The organism is Mycolicibacterium pallens (assembly GCF_019456675.1).
Lineage (GTDB): Bacteria > Actinomycetota > Actinomycetes > Mycobacteriales > Mycobacteriaceae > Mycobacterium > Mycobacterium crocinum.
Map to the genome: position 1 here is coordinate 3,496,330 of NZ_CP080333.1, position 20,064 is coordinate 3,516,393.

General features: G+C 66.8%; 18 protein-coding genes. 7 read left to right on the forward strand and 11 right to left on the reverse strand.

Going from position 1 to position 20,064, the window contains the following annotated elements:
* Positions 1 to 45: 45 nt before the first annotated feature.
* Both K0O64_RS17165 and K0O64_RS17170 read right to left on the reverse strand, forming a co-directional pair.
* On the reverse strand, positions 46 to 843 hold the full coding sequence (locus K0O64_RS17165; RefSeq protein WP_096312893.1) for a rhomboid-like protein: 798 nt from the start codon (positions 841 to 843) through the stop codon (positions 46 to 48).
* A 9-nt stretch (positions 844 to 852) separates the two neighbouring features.
* Positions 853 to 1,698, reverse strand: a complete 846-nt coding sequence (locus K0O64_RS17170) for an adenylate/guanylate cyclase domain-containing protein (protein WP_164520205.1) — start codon at positions 1,696 to 1,698, stop codon at positions 853 to 855.
* A 189-nt stretch (positions 1,699 to 1,887) separates the two neighbouring features.
* Here K0O64_RS17170 and K0O64_RS17175 point away from each other — a divergent pair, with 189 nt between their 5' ends.
* Entirely contained in the window at positions 1,888 to 2,910 is a 1,023-nt protein-coding gene (locus K0O64_RS17175) for an oxygenase MpaB family protein (RefSeq protein ID WP_096311634.1), read from the forward strand.
* 12 nt (positions 2,911 to 2,922) lie between these two features.
* On the forward strand, positions 2,923 to 4,161 hold the full coding sequence (locus K0O64_RS17180; protein WP_071943879.1) for an acyl-CoA dehydrogenase family protein: 1,239 nt from the start codon (positions 2,923 to 2,925) through the stop codon (positions 4,159 to 4,161).
* 9 nt (positions 4,162 to 4,170) lie between these two features.
* Here the strand turns inward: K0O64_RS17180 and K0O64_RS17185 are convergent, their stop codons facing one another.
* From K0O64_RS17185 to infC, 8 genes are all read right to left on the reverse strand, one after another.
* Positions 4,171 to 4,683, reverse strand: a complete 513-nt coding sequence (locus K0O64_RS17185) for a hypothetical protein (RefSeq protein ID WP_096311635.1) — start codon at positions 4,681 to 4,683, stop codon at positions 4,171 to 4,173.
* Positions 4,684 to 4,799: 116 nt separating this feature from the next.
* Positions 4,800 to 5,807, reverse strand: a complete 1,008-nt coding sequence (locus K0O64_RS17190) for an FAD binding domain-containing protein (RefSeq protein ID WP_096311636.1) — start codon at positions 5,805 to 5,807, stop codon at positions 4,800 to 4,802.
* Positions 5,804 to 6,349, reverse strand: a complete 546-nt coding sequence (locus tag K0O64_RS17195; RefSeq protein ID WP_096311637.1) for a (2Fe-2S)-binding protein — start codon at positions 6,347 to 6,349, stop codon at positions 5,804 to 5,806. The genes K0O64_RS17190 and K0O64_RS17195 overlap by 4 nt, the downstream gene beginning before the upstream one ends.
* The gene (locus K0O64_RS17200; protein ID WP_230986002.1) at positions 6,349 to 8,520 is read right to left on the reverse strand and encodes a xanthine dehydrogenase family protein molybdopterin-binding subunit; all 2,172 of its coding nucleotides are present in this window, start codon (positions 8,518 to 8,520) and stop codon (positions 6,349 to 6,351) included. The genes K0O64_RS17195 and K0O64_RS17200 overlap by 1 nt, the downstream gene beginning before the upstream one ends.
* A 104-nt stretch (positions 8,521 to 8,624) precedes the next feature.
* Positions 8,625 to 9,377 carry a TrmH family RNA methyltransferase gene (locus K0O64_RS17205; RefSeq protein ID WP_096311638.1) on the reverse strand — a complete coding sequence of 251 codons (753 nt, stop codon included), beginning with the start codon at positions 9,375 to 9,377 and terminating at the stop codon, positions 8,625 to 8,627.
* A 41-nt stretch (positions 9,378 to 9,418) separates the two neighbouring features.
* Entirely contained in the window at positions 9,419 to 9,808 is a 390-nt protein-coding gene (gene rplT, locus K0O64_RS17210; protein ID WP_047331079.1) for a 50S ribosomal protein L20, read from the reverse strand.
* A gap of 50 nt (positions 9,809 to 9,858) precedes the next feature.
* Positions 9,859 to 10,053: a 50S ribosomal protein L35 gene (gene rpmI, locus K0O64_RS17215; protein ID WP_071943865.1), complete on the reverse strand. Its 195-nt coding sequence runs from the start codon at positions 10,051 to 10,053 to the stop codon at positions 9,859 to 9,861.
* Positions 10,054 to 10,065: 12 nt separating this feature from the next.
* Positions 10,066 to 10,668, reverse strand: a complete 603-nt coding sequence (gene infC / locus K0O64_RS17220) for a translation initiation factor IF-3 (protein WP_071943862.1) — start codon at positions 10,666 to 10,668, stop codon at positions 10,066 to 10,068.
* A gap of 284 nt (positions 10,669 to 10,952) precedes the next feature.
* Here infC and K0O64_RS17225 point away from each other — a divergent pair, with 284 nt between their 5' ends.
* From K0O64_RS17225 to K0O64_RS17245, 5 genes are all read left to right on the forward strand, one after another.
* Positions 10,953 to 11,288 (forward strand): DUF1844 domain-containing protein, encoded by a 336-nt coding sequence (locus tag K0O64_RS17225; RefSeq protein ID WP_071949770.1) that lies wholly within the window; start codon positions 10,953 to 10,955, stop codon positions 11,286 to 11,288.
* Positions 11,289 to 11,334: 46 nt separating this feature from the next.
* Positions 11,335 to 14,631 (forward strand): bifunctional lysylphosphatidylglycerol synthetase/lysine--tRNA ligase LysX, encoded by a 3,297-nt coding sequence (lysX, locus tag K0O64_RS17230; RefSeq protein WP_220045608.1) that lies wholly within the window; start codon positions 11,335 to 11,337, stop codon positions 14,629 to 14,631.
* Between the two features lie 87 nt (positions 14,632 to 14,718).
* A complete protein-coding gene (locus tag K0O64_RS17235; RefSeq protein WP_096312895.1) occupies positions 14,719 to 16,128 on the forward strand; it encodes an alpha/beta hydrolase in 1,410 nt (469 codons plus the stop codon).
* A gap of 5 nt (positions 16,129 to 16,133) precedes the next feature.
* Positions 16,134 to 16,379 (forward strand): PspA/IM30 family protein, encoded by a 246-nt coding sequence (locus K0O64_RS17240; RefSeq protein WP_096312896.1) that lies wholly within the window; start codon positions 16,134 to 16,136, stop codon positions 16,377 to 16,379.
* On the forward strand, positions 16,376 to 17,107 hold the full coding sequence (locus K0O64_RS17245; RefSeq protein WP_096311640.1) for an SDR family oxidoreductase: 732 nt from the start codon (positions 16,376 to 16,378) through the stop codon (positions 17,105 to 17,107). The genes K0O64_RS17240 and K0O64_RS17245 overlap by 4 nt, the downstream gene beginning before the upstream one ends.
* Here K0O64_RS17245 and uvrA read toward each other — a convergent pair.
* A complete protein-coding gene (uvrA, locus tag K0O64_RS17250; RefSeq protein WP_096311641.1) occupies positions 17,104 to 20,001 on the reverse strand; it encodes an excinuclease ABC subunit UvrA in 2,898 nt (965 codons plus the stop codon). The genes K0O64_RS17245 and uvrA overlap by 4 nt on opposite strands.
* Between the last annotated feature and the right edge of the window lie 63 nt (positions 20,002 to 20,064).

Consider the following 20,064-nt stretch of genomic DNA (forward strand, 5'->3'; position numbering starts at 1 on the left):
CGCGGCGCGGCGTCGATTACGACTCGAGGTTGTGCGAAGGAGGACTTACGAGGCGGCGGGCTGCGGGACTGCCGCGGCGGACAGTGCCCTGCGCACCGAGAGGCGGCGCGCGACGTAGGCGGCCGTCAGCGCACCCAGCACACCGAGCGTCGAAGTCGTCAGGATCGACAGTCCGGTGTTCGCCATGATCAGGTACCCGAACGCCGCCGCCACAGCGAGCAGCGCGTACCGCGCGGTCGTCCAGTGCGCGGGGTGGCCGAAGCGGGTGCCGACCACCATGCCGAGCACCAGGGCGACACCATGGCCGACGTTGGTGAAGTCGCCCAGGGTGCTGACCGCCGATCCGACCGCGACCGCCAGCCACCAGCCCGTCCACGCCGCGTGCCAGCGGCGCGGGATCGCCGCGGTGAGCGCGCCGAGGACACCCACCGCGCCGTAGCTCATGCCGACATCGGTGACGTTGACGATCGACCAGGACGCCAGGCCCGCCGCGAGCGCAGCGACCAGCCCGGCCGCCACCAGCAACGTCGCGCCGACGTGGCCGACGACGAACGCGAGCACCATCCACCGGCTGCGCCACAGCAACTCGGCGAGGCCGAGGATCGCGAACAGGCCCGGCAGCCACACGTAGATGGGACCGGTCTCGATGACGAACGCACTGCCGATCAGCGTGCCGAGACGCCCGTGCGCGAGATTGTGCAGATTGGTACTCGCGTGCAGGATCACCTGGTCACGCACATGCGGGCCGAGCGCCAGCAGCACGGCCGCCACCGCCACGAGTGCGGCGGTGTACCCCAGGGTGACCCGAACGCGGACCAGCCGCGTCAGCAGTGAGAGAACCATCTCCATCCACTATGCCTGGGCTTCGAGATCGTCTCCATCGTCCTCGACTGGCAGGTCCCTGCGGGTTTTGAGGCGATACATCACCAGATCCGTCGGTACACCGCTGGCGCGCGGGGCAAAGACCTGCCGCCGCACCCGCTTGACCGTGACGCCCAGCGCGTCCAGTTCGTCGGGGCTGATGCACTCCAAGGTCTCCCCCGAGACAACGAGCCCGCCACGGGGTGCGCGGTCCATCACCCGGGCCGCGATGTTGACGTCGACGCCGAGCCAGTCCGAGCCGATGCGTTGCGGGCGGCCGGTGTGGATTCCGGCACGCATCCGGGGTGTATAGCCGTCTACCTCGACCGATCGCAGCGCGTCACGGGCGGCCATGGTGGCTCGCACGGCGGTCGCGGCATCGGTGAAGACGGCCATGATGCCGTCGCCCATCCGTTTGACGATGTGGCCGCCGGCGTCGAGAAGCGGCGGTTCGACGACCTGGGCGACGCGGCGCAGCAGCCGCAGTGTGGCGTCGTCGCCGGCCTGCAGCGACCAACTGGAGAACCCGACGAGATCGGTGAAGACGAGAGTGACCTCAGGGTTGGCCGGCCGCCCGGAGACGCGTTCAGTGAGCGCCTGCCAGATCTGAAGTGTGGCCAAGCTCACTTCCCGGGTGGCGGCTTCCCGGTCGCGCAGTAGACGGTCGGCGGCACGTGCGGCGGCGCGGGCACCGCCGTCACCGGCCGCGGACAGCGGATCGCCGAAGTCCGGGTCGCCGGGCAGCATCCGCCGAGCGCGACGAACGAGGGCGATGAGTCCGGGGTTGTGGTTGGTGTTGTGCCACCACGCCGCGGGCCCACGCCCGGGCCGCACCAGATGGTCGACGTCAACGAGGGAATCGGGTTGATCGTCGAACGGCTCGACGTCCACAAGATCAAGCCTAGGCAACGGTTTTCGGGGCAGCCAACCAGGTGTGACGCGGTCGACGTATCGCTATGCCAAACGACTGGTCACAGCTTCGTCGCCGTCGTAGACAACGCTCGTTGTCAGCCCTATCGTTAGGCGATGAGGTCAACGACGACCACACGCAGCGCCGAGCCCCTCGGGCCGGACTCTCTGACCTGGAAGTACTTCGGCGATCTGCGCACGGGGATGCTCGGAGTCTGGATCGGCTCGCTGCAGAACATGTACCCCCAGCTGGGCGCGGGGGTGGAAGAGCACTCGATCCTGCACCGCGAGCCGCTGCAGCGGGTGGCGCGGTCGGTCTATCCGATCATGGGCGTGGTCTACGACGGCGAGCGAGCGCGCCAAACCGGGGAGCAGATCAAGGGGTTCCACCGCGGCATCAAAGGCGTCGACAACGCGGGCCGGCGGTACCACGCCCTCGACCCCGAGACGTTCTACTGGGCGCACGCCACGTTCTTCATGTTGATTCTCAAAGTGGCCGAATACTTCTGCGGCGGCCTGACCGAGGCCGAGAAGCGCCAGCTGTTCGACGAACACGTCCAGTGGTACGCGATGTACGGCATGAGCATGAAGCCGGTCCCCGAGACGTGGGAGGACTTCTGCGAGTACTGGGATCGGGTCTGCCGCGACGAGCTGGAGATCAACAAGGCGACCCTGGATATCTTCGACATCCGGATCCCCAAGCCGAAATTCGTGTTGATGCCAACTCCGGTGTGGGACCAGCTGTTCAAGCCGATGGTGGGCGCCCAGCGCTGGATCGCCGCCGGCCTGTTCGATCCGGCGGTGCGAGAGAAAGCCGGGATGCGGTGGACCCCTGGCGACGAGGTCGCGCTGCGCTTATTCGGCAAGGCCGTCGAGCTCGCATTCTGGGCGGTGCCCGACGAGATCCGGTTGCATCCACGCGCGTTGTCGGCGTACCGGCGGGCGTCGGGCCACATCCCGGCCGACGCCCCCCTGGTCGAGGCGCCCGGTTTCATGGCACCCCCTAAAGATCGTCGTGGGCTGCCCATGCACTATGTCCCTCGAACCAAGAGCCTCGTCGCGCGTGCGGGGTCGCTGGTCCACACGACGTTCTCACTAGCCGGTTTGCGGCCCGCCCGAGGACGTTCCACTGCCGCCTGAACCGGAGAACCCATGATCGAATGGTCCGACGTCGATATCGCCGTGCGCGACGCCGTGCGTGAGTTCGTCGACAAAGAGGTGCGCCCGCACCTCGACGAGCTGGAGAGCGGCGATATGGAGCCGTACCCCATCGTCCGGAAACTGTTCGCCACGTTCGGTATCGGCGACATGGCGCGGGAGTCGCTGAACAAGCGGCTGGACCGGCTGCGCTCCGGTGCCGAACCGAAGTCCGGCGGTGGCGGTGGCGGCATGTTCGGCGACGGTGGTTCGGCCGGAATGGGTTTCGTGCTGATCAGCGAACTGTGCCGGGTCAGCATGGGCCTGGTCACCGGCATGGGCGTGAGCCTGGGACTGACGGTCCCCACGATCCAGAGCCGCGGCACATTGGCTCAGCAGGAACGCTGGCTGCCCGATCTGGTGACCTACGACAAGATCGGCGCGTGGGCGATCACCGAGCCGGACTCGGGCTCGGATGCGTTCGGCGGCATGAAATCTTATGTGGTGCGCGACGGCGACGACTACATCCTCAACGGGCAGAAGACCTTTATCACCAACGGGCCGGACGCCGACGTCGTGGTGGTGTACGCCAAGCTGGACGAAGGCGATGGGGCGGACAAGCGTGACCGCAAGGTGCTGACGTTCGTGCTCGACAAGGGGATGGAGGGCTTTGTCCAAGCAAAGCCGTTCCGCAAGATGGGCATTCACAGTTCCCGCACCGGTGAGCTGTTCTTCAACAACGTGCGGTTGGGTCGCGACCGGCTGCTGGGCGAGACCGAGGAGAACAAGTCTGGCGACGGCCGCGACAGCGCCCGCTCGAGTTTCGCCGCGGAGCGGATCGGCGTGGTGTCGATGGCGCTCGGGGTGATCGAGGAGTGCCTGCGGCTGTGCACGGACTACGCCAAGACACGCACGTTGTGGGGCAAGGAGATCGGTCAGTTCCAGTTGATCCAGCTCAAGCTGGCCAACATGGAGGTCGCCCGGATGAACGTGCGCAACATGCTGTTCCGGGTGATCGAATGCGGGCAGACCGGCACCCAGATCTCGTTGGCCGAGGCCTCGGCGATGAAGTACTACTGCTCGCAGGCGGCAACGGACGTGGCCATGGAGGCCATTCAGCTGTTCGGCGGCAACGGGTACATGACCGAGTACCGCGTGGAACAACTTGCCCGCGATGCGAAGTCGCTGATGATCTACGCCGGGAGTAACGAGGTGCAGATCACCCACGTGGCCAAGGGGCTGCTCGGGGCTTAGCTATCCCGCTCAGCCGATCTGGACCGGCTCGCCAAGATCCCGATCCAAGATGGCGGCTGCCCGACGCATCGCGGCGCTGGCGGACCGCAGGAACTCCAGCGAGTGGTGCAGCTCGTTGTCGTCGAGGTCGCTGGTGGCTTCCACGCAGAAATGCATCGCCACGTCGTAGTCCGACAGCGCCGCCTGCAATTCGGCCGCCAAGGCCGGATCCGGCGGTGGCATATGCCCCTCCACCCCGTCGTGATATTTCGCGCAGGCTGCGCTCAGGGCGCCGGCATCGTGGGCCTCTGCGGCCGACGCCACCGCGATCCCGGCGGATTGAATCGCGCCGACGTGGTCCTGTACCTGGTTCCACCACGCTCGCATCGACTGCCGCAGCGGCGGGGGTGACGGTGCGACTGTCACGGTGTCGACCGCGGTGTTGGTGACGATGGTGGTCTTCATGGGAAGGATTGCCGTTGAGCCACAGCCGGTGAGAGCGACGGCGGTGATACCGGCGACCATCATCCGCGGTGGCAGCATCTGAACCTCCCGTTGCCGACTACTCCCCGTCAGGCAAGCGTCGTCCCGGTTCAGCAGCTTCGGGAGAGTCGAAGGACCTTGATTTGGCTCGCCCTGCGACCCGCTTTCGGGGCCGATCAGCCCTGATGGGCGGCAGGACCAACGGTGTCGAGGGCGCGGACGAGAGCCCGATGGACGGCGCTGCGTCCCAGCGGAATCTTGAACCCGTTCTGATTGAGCGGCCGGGCGCCCGCCAGTGCCCGCTCCGCGGCGGCACGCAGCACCGTGTCCTCGGGCGGCTGTCCGATCAATATCGCCTCGGCCGCGGGTACACGCCACGGCATCGGGGCAACGCCGCCGAGGGCGACTGCCGCCGAAACGATCACCCCACCGCTCACCTCGATGCCCACCGCGGCCGACACCAACGCAAAGGCGTAGCTGTGCCGGTCACGCAGCTTCAGGTACCACGAGTGAGCCGCGTAGGGCGACGGCGGCAGCTCGACGGCCGTGATCAGTTCGGCTGGCTGCAAGCAGTTTTCGCGCTGAGGAGTGTCACCGGGCACGGTGAAGAACTCGGTGATGGGAACACTTCTACTGCCGCCGGGACCCTGCACATGCACAACCGCATCGAGGATTGTCAGCGCCACGGCCATGTCGGAGGGGTTGGTCGCCACGCAATGCGAACTCGTTCCGAACAGCGCATGCTCGCGGTTGAACCCGTCGAGTGCCGCGCATCCCGAATTCGGGACGCGCTTGTTGCACCGGTCGAATTCGGTCTGCATGAAGTACGGGCATCGCGTGCGCTGCAGCAGGTTGCCGCCCACTGTCGCCATATTGCGCAGCTGTGTGGTGGCCCCGCTCAGTAGTGCCTGCGACAACACCGGATACTGGCTGCGGACCAGTTGGTGGTTGGCCAGCGCACTGTTGGTGACCCCGGCGCCGATGCGTACACCGCCGGCTTCGGTGCTCGCCACCTCGCTCAGCCCGAGGCGCCGGATGTCGACGAGGGCAGGTGGTTGCAGCACACCGTTCTTCATGAGATCGACGAGGTTGGTGCCACCTGCGAGATAGGCTCCGCCGGTCTCGGCAACAGAACGGATCGCGTCATCAACCGACACCGCGTGCCGAAAGTCGAAGGTCCTCACTGCGAGGTCGCCTCCGCGGCCGCGGCGACGGCATCGACGATGTTCGAGTACGCACCGCACCGACAGATGTTGCCCGCCAACCGCTCCCGGATCTCACTCTCGGTGAGGGCGGGGCGGCCCTGGAGCGCGGCGCGTCGATCACCCTCGAATGACGCCGCGGACAGATCACCCCGCGCATGCTCGCGCAACATTGCATGTGCCGACGAGATCTGCCCCGGAGTGCAGTAACCGCATTGGAAACCGTCGTGGTCGAGGAACGCCTGCTGAACAGGGTCGAGGACCTCGCCGTCAGCGATGCCCTCGATGGTCGTCACCGCCGACCCGTCGACCGACACTGCGAGAGCCAGGCAGCTGACGATCCGTTCACCGTCGAGGGCCACCGTGCAGGCACCGCACAAGCCGTGGTCACACCCTTTCTTCGTTCCGGTCAACGCGAGTCGCTCACGCAGCAGATCCAGTAGCGTGGTGCGGACGTCGACCGACAGACGGTGTTCAGTTCCATTGATGTTCAAGACGATATCTCGCTGCGGGTTCGTGCCCATCACCGTTCCTTCATCAGTTGCTCGACAGTGATAGGTAGGTCGCGAATGCGTCGGCCCGTGGCATGGAAGATTGCGTTGGCGACCGCCGCGGCAACACCACACACACCGATCTCGCCAATGCCGCGGACGCCGATCGGGTCCAGTCCGAAGTCCGGTTCGTCGACGAACGTGATGTCGAAGTCAGGCCGGTCTGCATGTGTCGGCACGTAGTACTCGCCGATCAACCGAGAAGTCCGAGCGTCGTAGGGCACCTGCTCCATCAGCGCCATGCCCACCCCAAAAGTGATGCCGCCCATGACCTGATTGCGGGCCAGCGCCGGGTTGAGCACCCGCCCGCAGTCCATCACCGCGACCCAGCGCGTCACGGCGGCCCGTCCGATCTCCTCGTCGACCTCGACCTCGCAGAAGTGGGCGCCGAATGATTGCGAGACACTGCCCCGCTGTTGCCCTCCATCGACCGAGGCCGAGAAACTCAGCTCGTCCACATACCGCTGCCCGCCGCACGCGATCAGCTCGGCGACGCTCACCCGGTGCCCCGCCGACACCACGTCACCATCGATGACCTGAAACTCGTCCGTTCCGTTGAAGGGCGTCGTCTCGTCGGCGCGCAGCAGCGCGCGCAGGCGGTCTTTCCACTGCGTGGCAGCGGCATGAACAGCCGAGCCGACCGTAGCCGTCGTCTGGGACGCTCCGCTGTACGGGGCGTCGGGAAACAACGAGTCACCGGACTCGAACGTCACTTGAGACAGGGACAAGCCGGCCGCATCCGCCGCGACCTGGCACATGACCGTACGCACTCCGGTGCCGATTTCGTGGGTGGCAGAAGCGAACTGCACCGACCCGTCGGCGGCAGTCGCCACACTGCACGACGCGGGCATCCGGCGGCCCGGATACGTCGCGGTGGCCATTCCCCAGCCGAGTTGAATCCCGCTGTCCGACAACGATCGCGGCTCACGCGGACGCTTGTCCCAGCCGAACCGCTGCGCCCCGAGTTCATAACAGTCCAGAAGGTGTTTGCCCGACCACGGCTTGCCGCTGGCCTGGTCGACGTCGACATGGTTGCGGATCCGCAGGTCCAGCGGGTCCATGTTCAGTTCGACGGCGAGTTCGTCCATCGCGGACTCCAGGGCGAACAGACCCGGCGCCTCCCCCGGTCCTCGCATGAAACATGGTGTCGGCTCATTGATTCGCGCGACCCGGTGCGAGACCACCAGCCGCGGTGTCTGGTACAGGATGCGACTGGATAGCCCGGCCGGCTCGCAGAAGTGCGCGACCGTCGAGGTCTCGGTGAGCGTGTGGTGCTCAACGCTGTGCAAGGTTCCACCGTCGTCCGCAACGAGTGTGACCTGCTGTCGGGTGCGAGGGCGATGCCCCGTCGATGAGAACATCTGATTGCGGGTCAGAACGAGTTTGACTGGACGCTCGACCTCACGGGCAGCGACCGCGCACAACGCCACGTGCATCCACAGAAAGCTCTTGGCGCCGAACGCTCCTCCCACCAGGGGCGACAGAATCCGAACCTCGGATTCGGCCATGCCGAGGTAGGCGGCGAGCGCGGCACGCTCGCCGGCCAGCCAGCGGCTCGCGTCGTGGACAGTCAGTTGCATCCCGTGCCACTGGGCAATCGTGGCCGACAGCTCGATGGGATAGTGCGCGTTCAGCGGTGTGGTGTACTGCGCGCTTACGCGTGCGGCCAGATCGGGTTCAGCCTGCGGCCCACGACGGTCCTGCAGCTTTTCCTCGTCCAGCTTGACGAAATGGTCGGGCAGATAGCTGCCGTATCGGATCTCGCCGTCATTCTCGTCCGGCGGCTGCGCATTGGCCAGCACGGCATCCATATCCGAGGCGGCCGGTCGGACTTCGTAGCGCAAATCGAAGAGAGAGGCCGCGTACGTCGCGTGTTCCGGCGAATCAGCGACCACCACGGCCATGTGCTGGCCGACATGCTGCACCGTGAGATCCGACAACGGCGGCCGGCGTTCCATCGGCAGGTCGAAGGTGGCCTCAACCGGCAACCGATGCAGCACAGGGCAATTCAAAGGGGTCAGCACGTGTAGAACACCGGGGGCCGAGGCGGCACGCGCGGCGCTCTCCCGTAGGGAGTCGGCTGTCACCGTCCCGCTGGTGATCTGAGACTGCACCACGGTGGCATAGACCAACCCGTCGAACACATTGTCCGCCGTGTACCGGGCTCGACCGGTTACCTTGTCTCGACCCTCGACTCTGATGACAGCTTGCCCGGTCCGCCGAGCTGAATTCATTCCGTCATTGTGCATCAGTTGCCGGCGGCGCGCTGGACGCGCGCGCTCTGATAAAGGCAAATAGCCGCCGCGGCAGCAACATTCAAGCTTTCCGCGCTGCCGGTCATCGGGATGGTCACCCGGTGATCGGCCAGTGCCGCCACCTCAGGAGACAGTCCCTGGGCTTCGGCGCCGAACAGCCAGGCGGTCGGTGCGCTCAACGCGGCGTCATCCAGACTCAGTTCGCCGTCCAGCGTGGTCGCCAGCACCTGCAGGCCCGCGTCCCGCAGGCCCGAGATGACGGCTGCGGTGTCGTGCGCGACGACCACCGGCACCGCGAAAATGCTGCCCGCCGAAGACCGTAAGACCTTGCCGTTGTAGGGGTCCACGCTGTGCCCGGCGAACACCACCGCGGCGGCTCCCATCGCATCGGCCAGCCGGATCAGCGTGCCGGCGTTCCCGGGTTCCGACAGGTCGACGGCGACCACCACCAACTGTGGCCGACCGGCCAGCACGGCAGCGACATCGTGGTCGGGCAGTGTGCACACCGCAACCAGTCCCGAGGGCGTCACCGTCTCCGACAGCGCCTTCGCCGCCCGCTCGGTGACCTCATGCACGACCAACCCGGCCAGCAGCTCGGCGTGGCGCGCAGCGGCGGCCTCGGTGGCGAACACCTCGACGACCAGACCCCGACGTGCCGCCGCCTCAACGAGGTTGGGACCCTCGGCTAAGAAGCGCCCAGCACGACGACGCCCGGTGTGGCGCTGCAATTTAACTGCAGCCGCCACCCGGGCGGATCGTTCAGTGAGTGCCTCTGACTCCCGAATTGTCAGGCGGCTTCACCGGAGGGAGCGTTGACATCCTCCGGCAGCGCCTTCTTGGCGACCTCGACCAGTGCGGTGAACGCGGCCGGGTCGCTGACGGCGATCTCGGCGAGGTTCTTGCGGTCGACCTCGACGCCGGCGGCCTTCAGGCCCTGAATCAGCCGGTTGTAGGTGATGTCATTGGCGCGGGCTGCCGCGTTGATGCGGGAGATCCACAGCTTGCGGAACTCACCCTTGCGGGCACGACGGTCCCGGTAGGCGTAAGTCAGCGAATGCAGCTGCTGCTCTTTGGCTTTGCGGTAGAGCCGCGAGCGCTGGCCGCGGTAGCCCTTCGACGCCTTCAGTACTGTGCGGCGCTTCTTCTGGGCATTGAGTGCGCGCTTCACGCGTGCCATTGCGGTGTTCCTATTCTCGTTGGGTCAAAAAGTTGAGGGGGTTACGGCGCTTAGCCGTTCAGCATCGCGTTGATGCGCTTGGCATCGTTGGGCGCCACGACGGTGCGACCGTCCAGGCGGCGGGTGCGCTTGGTGGCCTTGTGCTCGAGCAGGTGGCGACGGTTCGCCTTCTGCCGCACGATCTTCCCGGTGCCGGTCTTGCGGAAGCGCTTCGAAGCTCCGCTGTGAGTCTTGGCCTTGGGCATTGGTCCTCAGTTCTAGGTGGTCTCAGGGTTTTCGGTTGGTTGCGGCTCGGCCGGGCGCCCCACGGGGGCGTCGGCGTCGTGCGCCGCCTTGGCGCGAGTCTTCGCGCCGCGGTGCGGGGCCAGCACCATCGTCATGTTGCGGCCGTCCTGCTTGGCGGACGTTTCGATGAAGCCGTAATCGGCGACGTCGGCGCCCAGCCGCTGCAGGAGTCGGAACCCGAGTTCGGGCCTCGACTGTTCGCGACCGCGGAACATGATCGTGACCTTGACCTTCGACCCCGCCTCGAGGAAGCGGATGACGTGACCCTTCTTGGTCTCGTAATCGTGGGGGTCGATCTTGGGCCGGAGCTTCTGCTCCTTGACGACGGTCTGCTGCTGGTTCTTGCGGGACTCGCGCGCCTTCTGGGCTGTCTCGTACTTGTACTTGCCGTAGTCCATGATCTTGCAGACCGGCGGCTTGGCGTCCGGGGCAACTTCGACGAGGTCAAGATCGGCATCCGCGGCGACGCGAAGAGCGTCTTCGATGCGCACGATGCCTACCTGCTCCCCGCCGGGCCCGATGAGTCGGACTTCAGGTACGCGGATGCGCTCGTTGACACGGGTCTCAGTGCTGATGGGGCCTCCCTGGTTCGGTTTCTCTTCAGACCACCGCGACGTTCACACTGGGGAACAGCCGGGGAGAAACCACGCCATCAGCGAGAAGGCCCTGCATGTAGCAGGGCCCAGTGCCGACCGATCACGGCTGACGCCGCCTGCGAAACCGCAGAACAGATACCCTTGCGGTACCTGCGACCGGACCGTTGTACCTGCGGAAACATCCGTGGCCGACGGTGGGAGTGGGACTCCACTTGCTGTCCCTGGCGTACGCCGGGACGGTCGTGCATGCCAGTCTAGCAGGCATGACGGACTCCAATGACATCCGCGACCTCGCCGATATTCCCGCCGTTGAGGTCATCACCCGCGCCGCGGTCATGCTGATGAGCGCTGCGGCCGAGAAAATCGGACTGTCGTCCCCCGATCCCGACGCCAGCGAACATCGCGACCTCGACGAGGCCCGCCGGCTGATCACCGCGCTGGCCGGTCTGGTGACCGCCTCGGCGGAATACCTCGGCCCGCACGCGGGCCCCGTCCGCGACGGACTGAAGAGCCTGCAGTTGGCGTTCCGGGAAGCCAGTGCGGCCCCGGACGAACCGGGCAGCGGGCCGGGCGAAAAATATACGGGTCCTGTCTGGTAGCGCACCACAGACATTTCGCATGTCGAAGTAATATCCTCGCGGCACTATGACCGTCACCACGAGTCGGCCAACGTCACGGTTCCGCTGGGTGCCCGCCGCAGCAGGTTGGATCATCGGCGTCATCGCGACGCTGTCGCTGTTGTCGAGTGTGTCGACGATCCTGCGGCACGCCATCCGCATACCGCGGGAGTTCATCAACAGCTACCTGTTCAACTTCCCCGACACCAGCTTCGCGTGGGCCTTCGTCCTCGTTCTGCTGGCCGCCGCACTCGCGGCGCGCAAACGCATCGCGTGGTGGATCCTCGTCTTCTACATGCTGGCCGCGTCGGTCTGGAACATCACCGATCTGGTGACCGGCGACGAGTCAGCGGCCGTGGACGCCGGCGAAGTCATCGGCCTGACTTTCCACGTCGCCGCCGCCGTCGCCCTGGTGCTGGCCTACAAAGAATTCTGGGCCAGGGTGCGTCGCGGCGCCCTGCTCAAGGCCGCCGCAACGCTGGTGGCCGGCCTGGCCGTCGGCACCGCGATCGGCTGGGCGCTGCTCGAATTCTTCCCCGGCACGCTGGCCCGTGAAGACCGGTTCCTCTACGCGCTCAACCGGGTCAGCGCGTTCGCCGGCGCGGGCTCCGAATCCTTCACCGGTCATCCGCACACCTTCGTCAACGCGCTGCTCGGCCTGTTCGGCGCGGTCGCGCTGATGGTGGCCGCGATCGTGTTGTTCCAATCCCAGCGTGCCGAAAACGCCCTGACCGGTGAGGACGAATCCGCGATCCGCGGACTGCTACAGGCGTACGGCAAGAACGACTCGCTCGGGTACTTCGCCACCCGCCGCGACAAGTCCGTGGTCTTCGCCGCCAACGGGCGCGCCGCCGTGACCTACCGCGTTGAGGTCGGGGTCTGCCTGGCCAGCGGCGACCCGATTGGCGACCCACGGGCCTGGCCGCAGGCGATCGCGGCGTGGCTGTCGCTGTGCCAGGAGTACGGCTGGGCACCGGGCGTGATGGGCGCCAGTTCCACAGCTGCGCAAGCATTCCGCGAGGCCGGCCTCAACGCCCTGCAGCTCGGCGATGAGGCGATCCTCTACCCGGACCAGTTCCACCTGTCCGGATCCGATATGCGGGCCGTGCGCCAGGCCGTGACCCGGGCCCGTCGCGCCGGGCTGACGGTGCGGTTCCGACGGCACCGTGACTTTTCCTCCGACGAGATGGCCGCCGTGATCGCGCGCGCCGACGCCTGGCGCGACACCGAGACCGAACGCGGCTTCTCGATGGCGCTGGGCCGACTCGGTGACCGTGCCGATGGTGACTGCCTGCTGGTGGAGGCCGTCCACGACGAGAACGACGTCGTGGCGATGCTGTCACTGGTGCCGTGGGGCACCAACGGACTGTCGCTGGACCTGATGCGTCGCTCACCGCAGTCCCCCAACGGGACCATCGAGCTGATGGTCACCGAACTGCTGCAGAACGCCGAAGACCTTGGCGTCAGCCGGGTTTCGCTGAACTTCGCGATGTTCCGGGCAGCCTTCGAGCAGGGCGCCCAGCTCGGTGCCGGCCCGGTGGCCCGGCTGTGGCGCGCCGTGCTGGTGTTCTTCTCCAAGTGGTGGCAGCTGGAGACCCTGTACCGCTCCAACATGAAGTACCAACCGCATTGGGTGCCGCGCTACGCCTGCTATGAGGACGCCCGGCTGATCCCGCGGGTCGGCGTCGCATCCGTCATCGCCGAAGGTTTCCTGGTGCTGCCGTTCTCCCGGCGCACCAAGCAGCACACCGGCCACTACTCGTCGGTCCCCCAGGACCTCGCCGCCTCCGGACGGCTGCACGCCGACGGCACCGCCCCCGACGCCGCCGACGAACCCGCCCGCGACCCCGAAACCGGGCAGCGCGATCGACTTCCGGACCAGGTCCGGGTGCGGATGGCGAAGCTGAAGACGTTGCAGCGCAACGGGATCGACGCCTACCCGGTCGGCCAGCCGCCCACTCACACGATCGCCCAAGCGCTGGACGAGGCCGACGACGTCACGCTCAGCGTCGCGGGACGCATTCTGCGCGCCCGCGACTACGGCGGCGTGGTGTTCGCGCAGTTGCGCGACTGGTCAGGCGATGTACAGCTGCTGTTGGACAAGTCCACGCTCGACGGTGCGACCGAAGACTTCGCCGCCGTCGACCTCGGTGACCTCGTCGAGGTGACCGGCCACATGGGCTTCAGCAAGAACGGCACCCGCTCGGTCCTGGTCCAGCAGTGGCGCATGCTCGGAAAGTGCTTGCGCCCCTTGCCCGACAAGTGGAAGGGCCTGCAGGACCCCGAGGCCCGGGTGCGCGCCCGCTACGTCGACCTCACCATCAACCCCGAAGCCCGCGACCTGATCCGCGCGCGCAGCAATGTCCTGCACTCAATCCGGAACACCCTGTTCGACAAGGGCTTTCTGGAAGTCGAGACACCGATCCTGCAGCAGATCCACGGTGGCGCCAATGCCCGGCCGTTCAAGACCCACATCAATGCCTACGACCTGGACCTGTACCTGCGTATCGCCCCCGAGCTGTACCTCAAGCGATTGTGCGTGGGCGGTGTCGAGCGAGTCTTCGAGTTGGGGCGGGCGTTTCGCAACGAAGGCGTCGACTTCAGCCACAACCCGGAGTTCACCCTGCTGGAGGCCTACCAGGCGCACGCGGACTACCGGGTGTGGATCGACGGCTGCCGTGAGCTGATCCAGAACGCCGCGATCGCCGCCAACGGCTCCGCGGTGGTCATGCGGCCCCGCGCGGACGCCCCCGACAAGCTCGAGCCGGTGGACATCTCCGGGGAATGGGTGGTCAAGACCGTCCACGACGCCGTCTCCGAAGCCCTCGGCGAACAGATCGACGCCCACAGCGATCTGGCCACCCTGCGACGGCTGTGCCACGCCGCGAAGATCCCGTACCTGACTCACTGGGACGCCGGCGCGGTGGTGTTGGAGCTCTACGAACGATTGGTGGAGGACGCCACCGAGGCGCCGACGTTCTACACCGACTTCCCGACGTCGGTGTCCCCGCTGACCCGGCCGCACCGCAGCAAGCCGGGGGTCGCCGAACGCTGGGACCTGGTGGCGTGGGGTGTCGAGTTGGGCACCGCCTACAGCGAGCTCACCGATCCGGTCGAACAGCGGCGCCGCCTGCAGGAGCAGTCCCTGCTGGCCGCCGGTGGTGATGCCGAAGCGATGGAACTCGACGAGGACTTCCTGCAGGCGATGGAATACGCGATGCCGCCGACCGGTGGCCTGGGCGTCGGCGTCGACCGGGTGGTCATGCTGATCACCGGACACAGCATCCGGGAGACACTGCCGTTCCCGCTCGCCAAGCCGCGTTAGCCAGCCGCAGTCGATTCACAGCGACCCGCCAGGAAACGTCGGCACCATGAGAACGTGACCGAGGCTGATCACCAACACATTTCGTTGATGCACGGATGGTTGCCGCTGACGGTGCAGATCCTGGCCGGCCTCGTTCTGCTGTTGGCTGTCGGCTGGCGGACGCGGCGCTGGCGGCTGATCTGGCTGCCGCTCGCGGCGACCGTCGGCATCGCGGCCGCGTGGTTCGCCCAGTGGAGCATCTCCGACGACGGCCTGGCCGGCGACCCGGCCCCGCACCAGCTGTGGGTGTGGACGGCCGCCACGGGCCTGGCCGCCGTGGTCGCGATCGTCGGTTGGCGCGGCGCCCGCTGGTGGCGCCGGGGCGTGTCGGTGTTGGCGGTGCCGTTGTGCGCGCTGGCGACGGCGTTGATGCTCAACCTCTGGGTGGGCTACTTCCCCACCGTTCAAACCGCGTGGAACCAGCTGACCGCGGGCCCGCTACCGGATCAGACCGACCGCGCCACCGTCACCGCGATGGTGCAGCAGCACGCCATTCCCGCCAAAGGCACGGTCGTGACGGTGATGATCCCGTCGGACGCATCGCATTTCGCGCATCGTGACGAATGGGTCTACCTGCCACCGGCGTACTACGCCACCAACCCACCGCCGAAACTACCGACGGTCATGATGATCGGCGGAGAGTTCAACACACCCGCCGACTGGTTGCGGGCGGGCAATGCGATCAAGACGATCGACGACTTCGCGGCCGCGCATCACGGCAACGCGCCGGTTTTTGTGTTCGTCGACTCGGGCGGGGCGTTCAACAACGACACCGAGTGCGTCAACGGTCCGCGCGGCAACGCCGCCGACCATCTCACCAAAGATGTTGTGCCGTTCATGCTTTCGAACTTCGGTGTCAGCGCCGACCGGGCGAATTGGGGCTTGGTCGGCTGGTCGATGGGCGGAACCTGCGCCGTGGACCTGGCCACCATGCATCCGGACATGTTCAGCACGTTCGAGGACATCGCCGGTGATCTGGCGCCCAACTCCGGCACCAAGACGCAGACGATCTCCCGGCTGTTCGGGGGCAACGCCGCCGCGTACGCGAGTTTCGACCCGGCCACCGTCATCACCAAACACGGCCCGTATCAGAACGTATCGGGGTGGTTCGCCATTTCGGGCGCGCCATCGGCTCAGCGCGCTGCCCCCAGCGCGATCGACGCCGGTGCCAGCGGCCTGGGCGGGCGGGACGCCGCCCGCAATCCCGGCGACCAGACCGAGGCGGCCAATACGCTGTGCGGATTGGGCACCGCCAACGGCATCAACTGCTCGGTGGTGGCGCAACCCGGCAAGCACGACTGGCCGTTCGCCGCACGCGCCTTCGCCGCCGCATTGCCCTGGCTGGCCGGTCAGATCGGGACTCCGGGTGTCCCGCCGATCGCGCTGCCGGGTCCGCCGGCCCCCCGGCCCGGCCCGGTGACGATCGCCGCCGCAGGAAGGCCGCCCGGAGTACGGTGAGCGTCATGCCCGACGAACCCGTTGCCCAACCACCACTGGACTCCGGCTACAACGACTCCGGGGTGCCGACCTTCGAGTCGGTGCAGGAAAAGATCGAGACGCGGTACGGAACTGCGCTCGGCTCAGCCGAATTGGCCGCCGAGACACCGGAAGGTCGCACAGTCGAGGAACAGTACGACGCACGCCAGAAGGCGGCTGCCGAGCGCCTCGAGGAGATCCGCGAGTCGATGCACAAGTCGGATCAGTCCTGACCGGCAAGATCGTCGCGATTACCGGCGCCAGTAGCGGGATCGGTGCCGCGACAGCGCGACTGCTGGCGCAGCGGGGTGCCAGCGTTGTGCTCGGCGCCCGCCGCGAGGAGCGGCTCGGCCAACTCGCCGGGGAGATCCGCGATGCCGGCGGGACCGCGATCACCGTCCCGACCGACGTCACCCACCGGGTCGACGTCGAGCGGCTGGTTTCGGCTGCCGTCGATGAGTTCGGCCGCCTGGACGTCTTCGTCGGCAACGCCGGGGTCGCCAGAATCGGGCCGACGGTCGATCTCGATGTCGATGGCTGGGACGCCATGATCGACGTCAACCTTCGCGGAGTGCTGCACGGCATCGCCGCGGCGCTGCCCGTCTTCCGCAGGCAAGGTCACGGCGATTTCGTCACCGTCGTGTCGACCGCCGGACTCAAGATCGTGCCGGAGATGGGCGTGTACGCCGCCACCAAGAACGCCGTGCGCACGCTTCTGGAAGCGTTGCGCCAGGAATCCACCGATGGCGTCATCCGCACCACGTCGATCTCCCCGGGCTACGTCAATACCGAACTGGACTCGTCGATCTCAGACCCCGAGGCGCGGGCACAGGCACGCGCGGCGATGGAGAGCTTCGGTCTGCCGGCCGACGCCGTCGCCCGGGCGATCGCGTTCGCGATCGAGCAGCCGCGTGACGTCGAGATCGGTGACATCACCATCCGGCCGACGGTGCAGGGCTAGCTGACCTTGCGCCGCCGCGTCGCCCGCTTGGGTGCCGGGGCCGCGGGCAGTACGTCGGCGAGGAACTTGCCGGTGTAGCTGCTCGGCGCTGCCGCCACATCTTCGGGCGTGCCCTGCGCGACGACCGTGCCACCGCCGGATCCGCCCTCGGGACCCATGTCGATGATCCAGTCCGAGGTTTTGATGACGTCGAGGTTGTGTTCGATGACGATCACCGAATTGCCCTTGTCGACAAGGCCGTTGATGACCTTGAGCAACTTGCGGATGTCCTCGAAATGCAGACCCGTCGTCGGTTCGTCCAGAATGTAGACCGTGCGGCCGGTCGAGCGCTTCTGCAGTTCGGCGGCCAGCTTCACGCGCTGCGCTTCACCACCGGACAGCGTCGGCGCCGGCTGCCCCAGCCGCACGTACCCGAGGCCAACGTCGACGAGCGTCTTGAGATACCGATGGATCGAGGAGATGGGCTCGAAGAACTCGGCGGCATCCTCGATCGACAGGTCGAGCACCTCGGAGATGGTCTTGCCCTTGTAGTGCACCTCGAGCGTCTCGCGGTTGTAGCGGGCGCCGTGGCAGACCTCGCACGGCACGTACACGTCGGGCAGGAAGTTCATCTCGATCTTGATGGTGCCGTCGCCCGAACATGCTTCGCAGCGGCCACCTTTGACGTTGAACGAGAACCGGCCGGGCTGATAGCCGCGGACCTTGGCCTCGGTGGTCGCGGCGAACAAGGTGCGGATCTTGTCGAAGACGCCGGTGTAGGTGGCCGGGTTCGAGCGAGGGGTGCGCCCGATCGGTGACTGGTCGACCCGGACCAGCTTGTCGACATGCTCGAGCCCGTTGATCCGGGTGTGCCGGCCGGGCACCTGGCGGGCGCCGTTGAGCTTGTTGGCCAGCACCGACGCCAGGATGTCGTTGACCAGGGTGGACTTGCCCGAACCGGAAACTCCGGTCACCGAGGTCAGCACACCGAGCGGAAACGCGACGTCGATATCGCGCAGGTTGTGTTCTCGCGCACCGATCACGGTGAGCTTGCGTTGGTCGATCGGCCGGCGGATCGCAGGAACGTCGATGCTCTGCTTGCCCGACAGATAGGCGCCGGTGATGGAGTCCGGGTTACGCAACAGGTCGGCATACGGCCCGCTGTGCACAACCTGACCACCGTGCTCGCCGGCTGCCGGGCCGATGTCCACCACCCAGTCGGAGTGCGCGATGGTGTCTTCGTCGTGCTCGACGACGATCAGTGTGTTGCCCAGATCCCTTAGCCGCGTGAGGGTTTCGATGAGGCGGCGGTTGTCGCGCTGGTGCAGACCGATCGATGGCTCGTCGAGGACATAGAGCACACCGACCAGACCTGACCCGATCTGCGTGGCGAGCCGGATGCGCTGCGCTTCACCGCCCGACAGCGTGCCCGCCGCGCGGGACAGCGACAGGTAGTCCAGGCCGACGTCGAGCAGGAAGCCCAGCCGGGACTGCACCTCCTTGAGGACCTGCCCGGCGATGGCCGACTCACGCGCGCCGAGGGTGAGGTCGTTGAGGAACTCCGAACAATCGGCGATGGACAGCTCGGACACTTCGGCGATCGACTTCGCGCCGTGCTCCCCCGCCGCCAGGGTGACCGCGAGGATCTCTGGCTTGAGCCGGGTGCCATTGCACTCCGGGCACGGCACGTCGCGCATGAACCCGTCGTAGCGCTCTTTCATCTGCTCGGATTCGGTCTGCTCCATGCGCCGATGCAAAAACGCCATCACGCCTTCGAATTCGGCGTAGTACGAACGGGTTCGGCCGTAGCGGTTCTTGTAGCGGACGTGGACCTGCTCGTCGCAGCCCTCCAGAATCGCCCTGCGTGCCTTGGCCGGAAGCTTGCGCCACGGGGTGTTGACGTCGAAGCCCATCGCCTCGCCGAGGCCCGACATCATCCGGGTGAAGTATTCGGCGGTGTGACCCATCGCCCACGGCGCCACCGCACCTTCGGCGAGCGTCAGGTCGGGATCGGGCACGACCAGCTCGGGGTCGACCTCCTTGCGGATGCCCAGACCACTGCACTCCGGGCAGGCGCCGTAGGGCGAGTTGAACGAGAACGACCGGGGCTCGAGGTCGTCGACGGCCAGCGGGTGGCCGTTGGGGCAGGCCAGCTTCTCGGAGAACCGCTGCTCTCGGTGCGGGTGGTCGTCTTCGCGGTCGACGAACTCCAGCACGACGATGCCGTCGGCCAGGTTCAGCGCGGTCTCGACCGAATCGGTGAGACGCTGCTTGGCGCTGGTCTTGACAGTGAGCCGGTCGACCACGACCTCGATGTCGTGCTTCTCCTGCTTCTTCAGCTTCGGCGGGTCGGTGAGCGAATGCACGACACCGTCGACCCGGACCCGGCTGTAGCCCTGGCTGTTGAGCTTGTCGAACAGGTCGACGAATTCGCCCTTGCGTGTGCGCACCACCGGTGCCAGCACCTGGAACCGCAGACCTTCGTCCATCGCCAGCACCTGGTCGACGATCTGCTGCGGGGTCTGGCGCGCGATGCGCTCACCGCACACCGGGCAGTGTGGGGTGCCGGCCCGGGCATAGAGCAAACGCAGGTAGTCGTACACCTCGGTGATGGTGCCGACGGTCGAGCGTGGGTTGCGGTTGGTCGACTTCTGGTCGATCGACACCGCCGGCGAGAGGCCTTCGATGAAGTCGACGTCCGGCTTGTCCATCTGCCCGAGGAACTGGCGCGCATACGCCGACAGCGACTCGACGTACCGCCGCTGGCCCTCGGCGAAAATGGTGTCAAACGCCAACGAGGACTTGCCCGATCCGGACAGTCCCGTGAAGACGATCAGACTGTCCCGAGGCAGGTCCAAGTCGATGCCGCGCAAGTTGTGTTCACGCGCGCCCTTGACGATCAGCCGGTCAGCCACCGGCCCCCCTTCCTGCGGGTTTGTTGGCGAGAAGACGCCGCTCCCCATGCTATGTCGACCCAC

Coding starts and splice junctions, on each gene's coding strand:
- rplT (WP_047331079.1), bottom strand. CDS start 9,808: ATGGCACGCGTGAAGCGCGCACTCAATGCCCAGAAGAAGCGCCGCACA.
- K0O64_RS17195 (WP_096311637.1), bottom strand. CDS start 6,349: ATGGGCACGAACCCGCAGCGAGATATCGTCTTGAACATCAATGGAACT.
- K0O64_RS17165 (WP_096312893.1), bottom strand. CDS start 843: ATGGTTCTCTCACTGCTGACGCGGCTGGTCCGCGTTCGGGTCACCCTG.
- K0O64_RS17175 (WP_096311634.1), top strand. CDS start 1,888: ATGAGGTCAACGACGACCACACGCAGCGCCGAGCCCCTCGGGCCGGAC.
- K0O64_RS17225 (WP_071949770.1), top strand. CDS start 10,953: ATGACGGACTCCAATGACATCCGCGACCTCGCCGATATTCCCGCCGTT.
- K0O64_RS17185 (WP_096311635.1), bottom strand. CDS start 4,683: ATGCTGCCACCGCGGATGATGGTCGCCGGTATCACCGCCGTCGCTCTC.
- K0O64_RS17240 (WP_096312896.1), top strand. CDS start 16,134: ATGCCCGACGAACCCGTTGCCCAACCACCACTGGACTCCGGCTACAAC.
- lysX (WP_220045608.1), top strand. CDS start 11,335: ATGACCGTCACCACGAGTCGGCCAACGTCACGGTTCCGCTGGGTGCCC.
- rpmI (WP_071943865.1), bottom strand. CDS start 10,053: ATGCCCAAGGCCAAGACTCACAGCGGAGCTTCGAAGCGCTTCCGCAAG.
- K0O64_RS17180 (WP_071943879.1), top strand. CDS start 2,923: ATGATCGAATGGTCCGACGTCGATATCGCCGTGCGCGACGCCGTGCGT.
- K0O64_RS17235 (WP_096312895.1), top strand. CDS start 14,719: ATGCACGGATGGTTGCCGCTGACGGTGCAGATCCTGGCCGGCCTCGTT.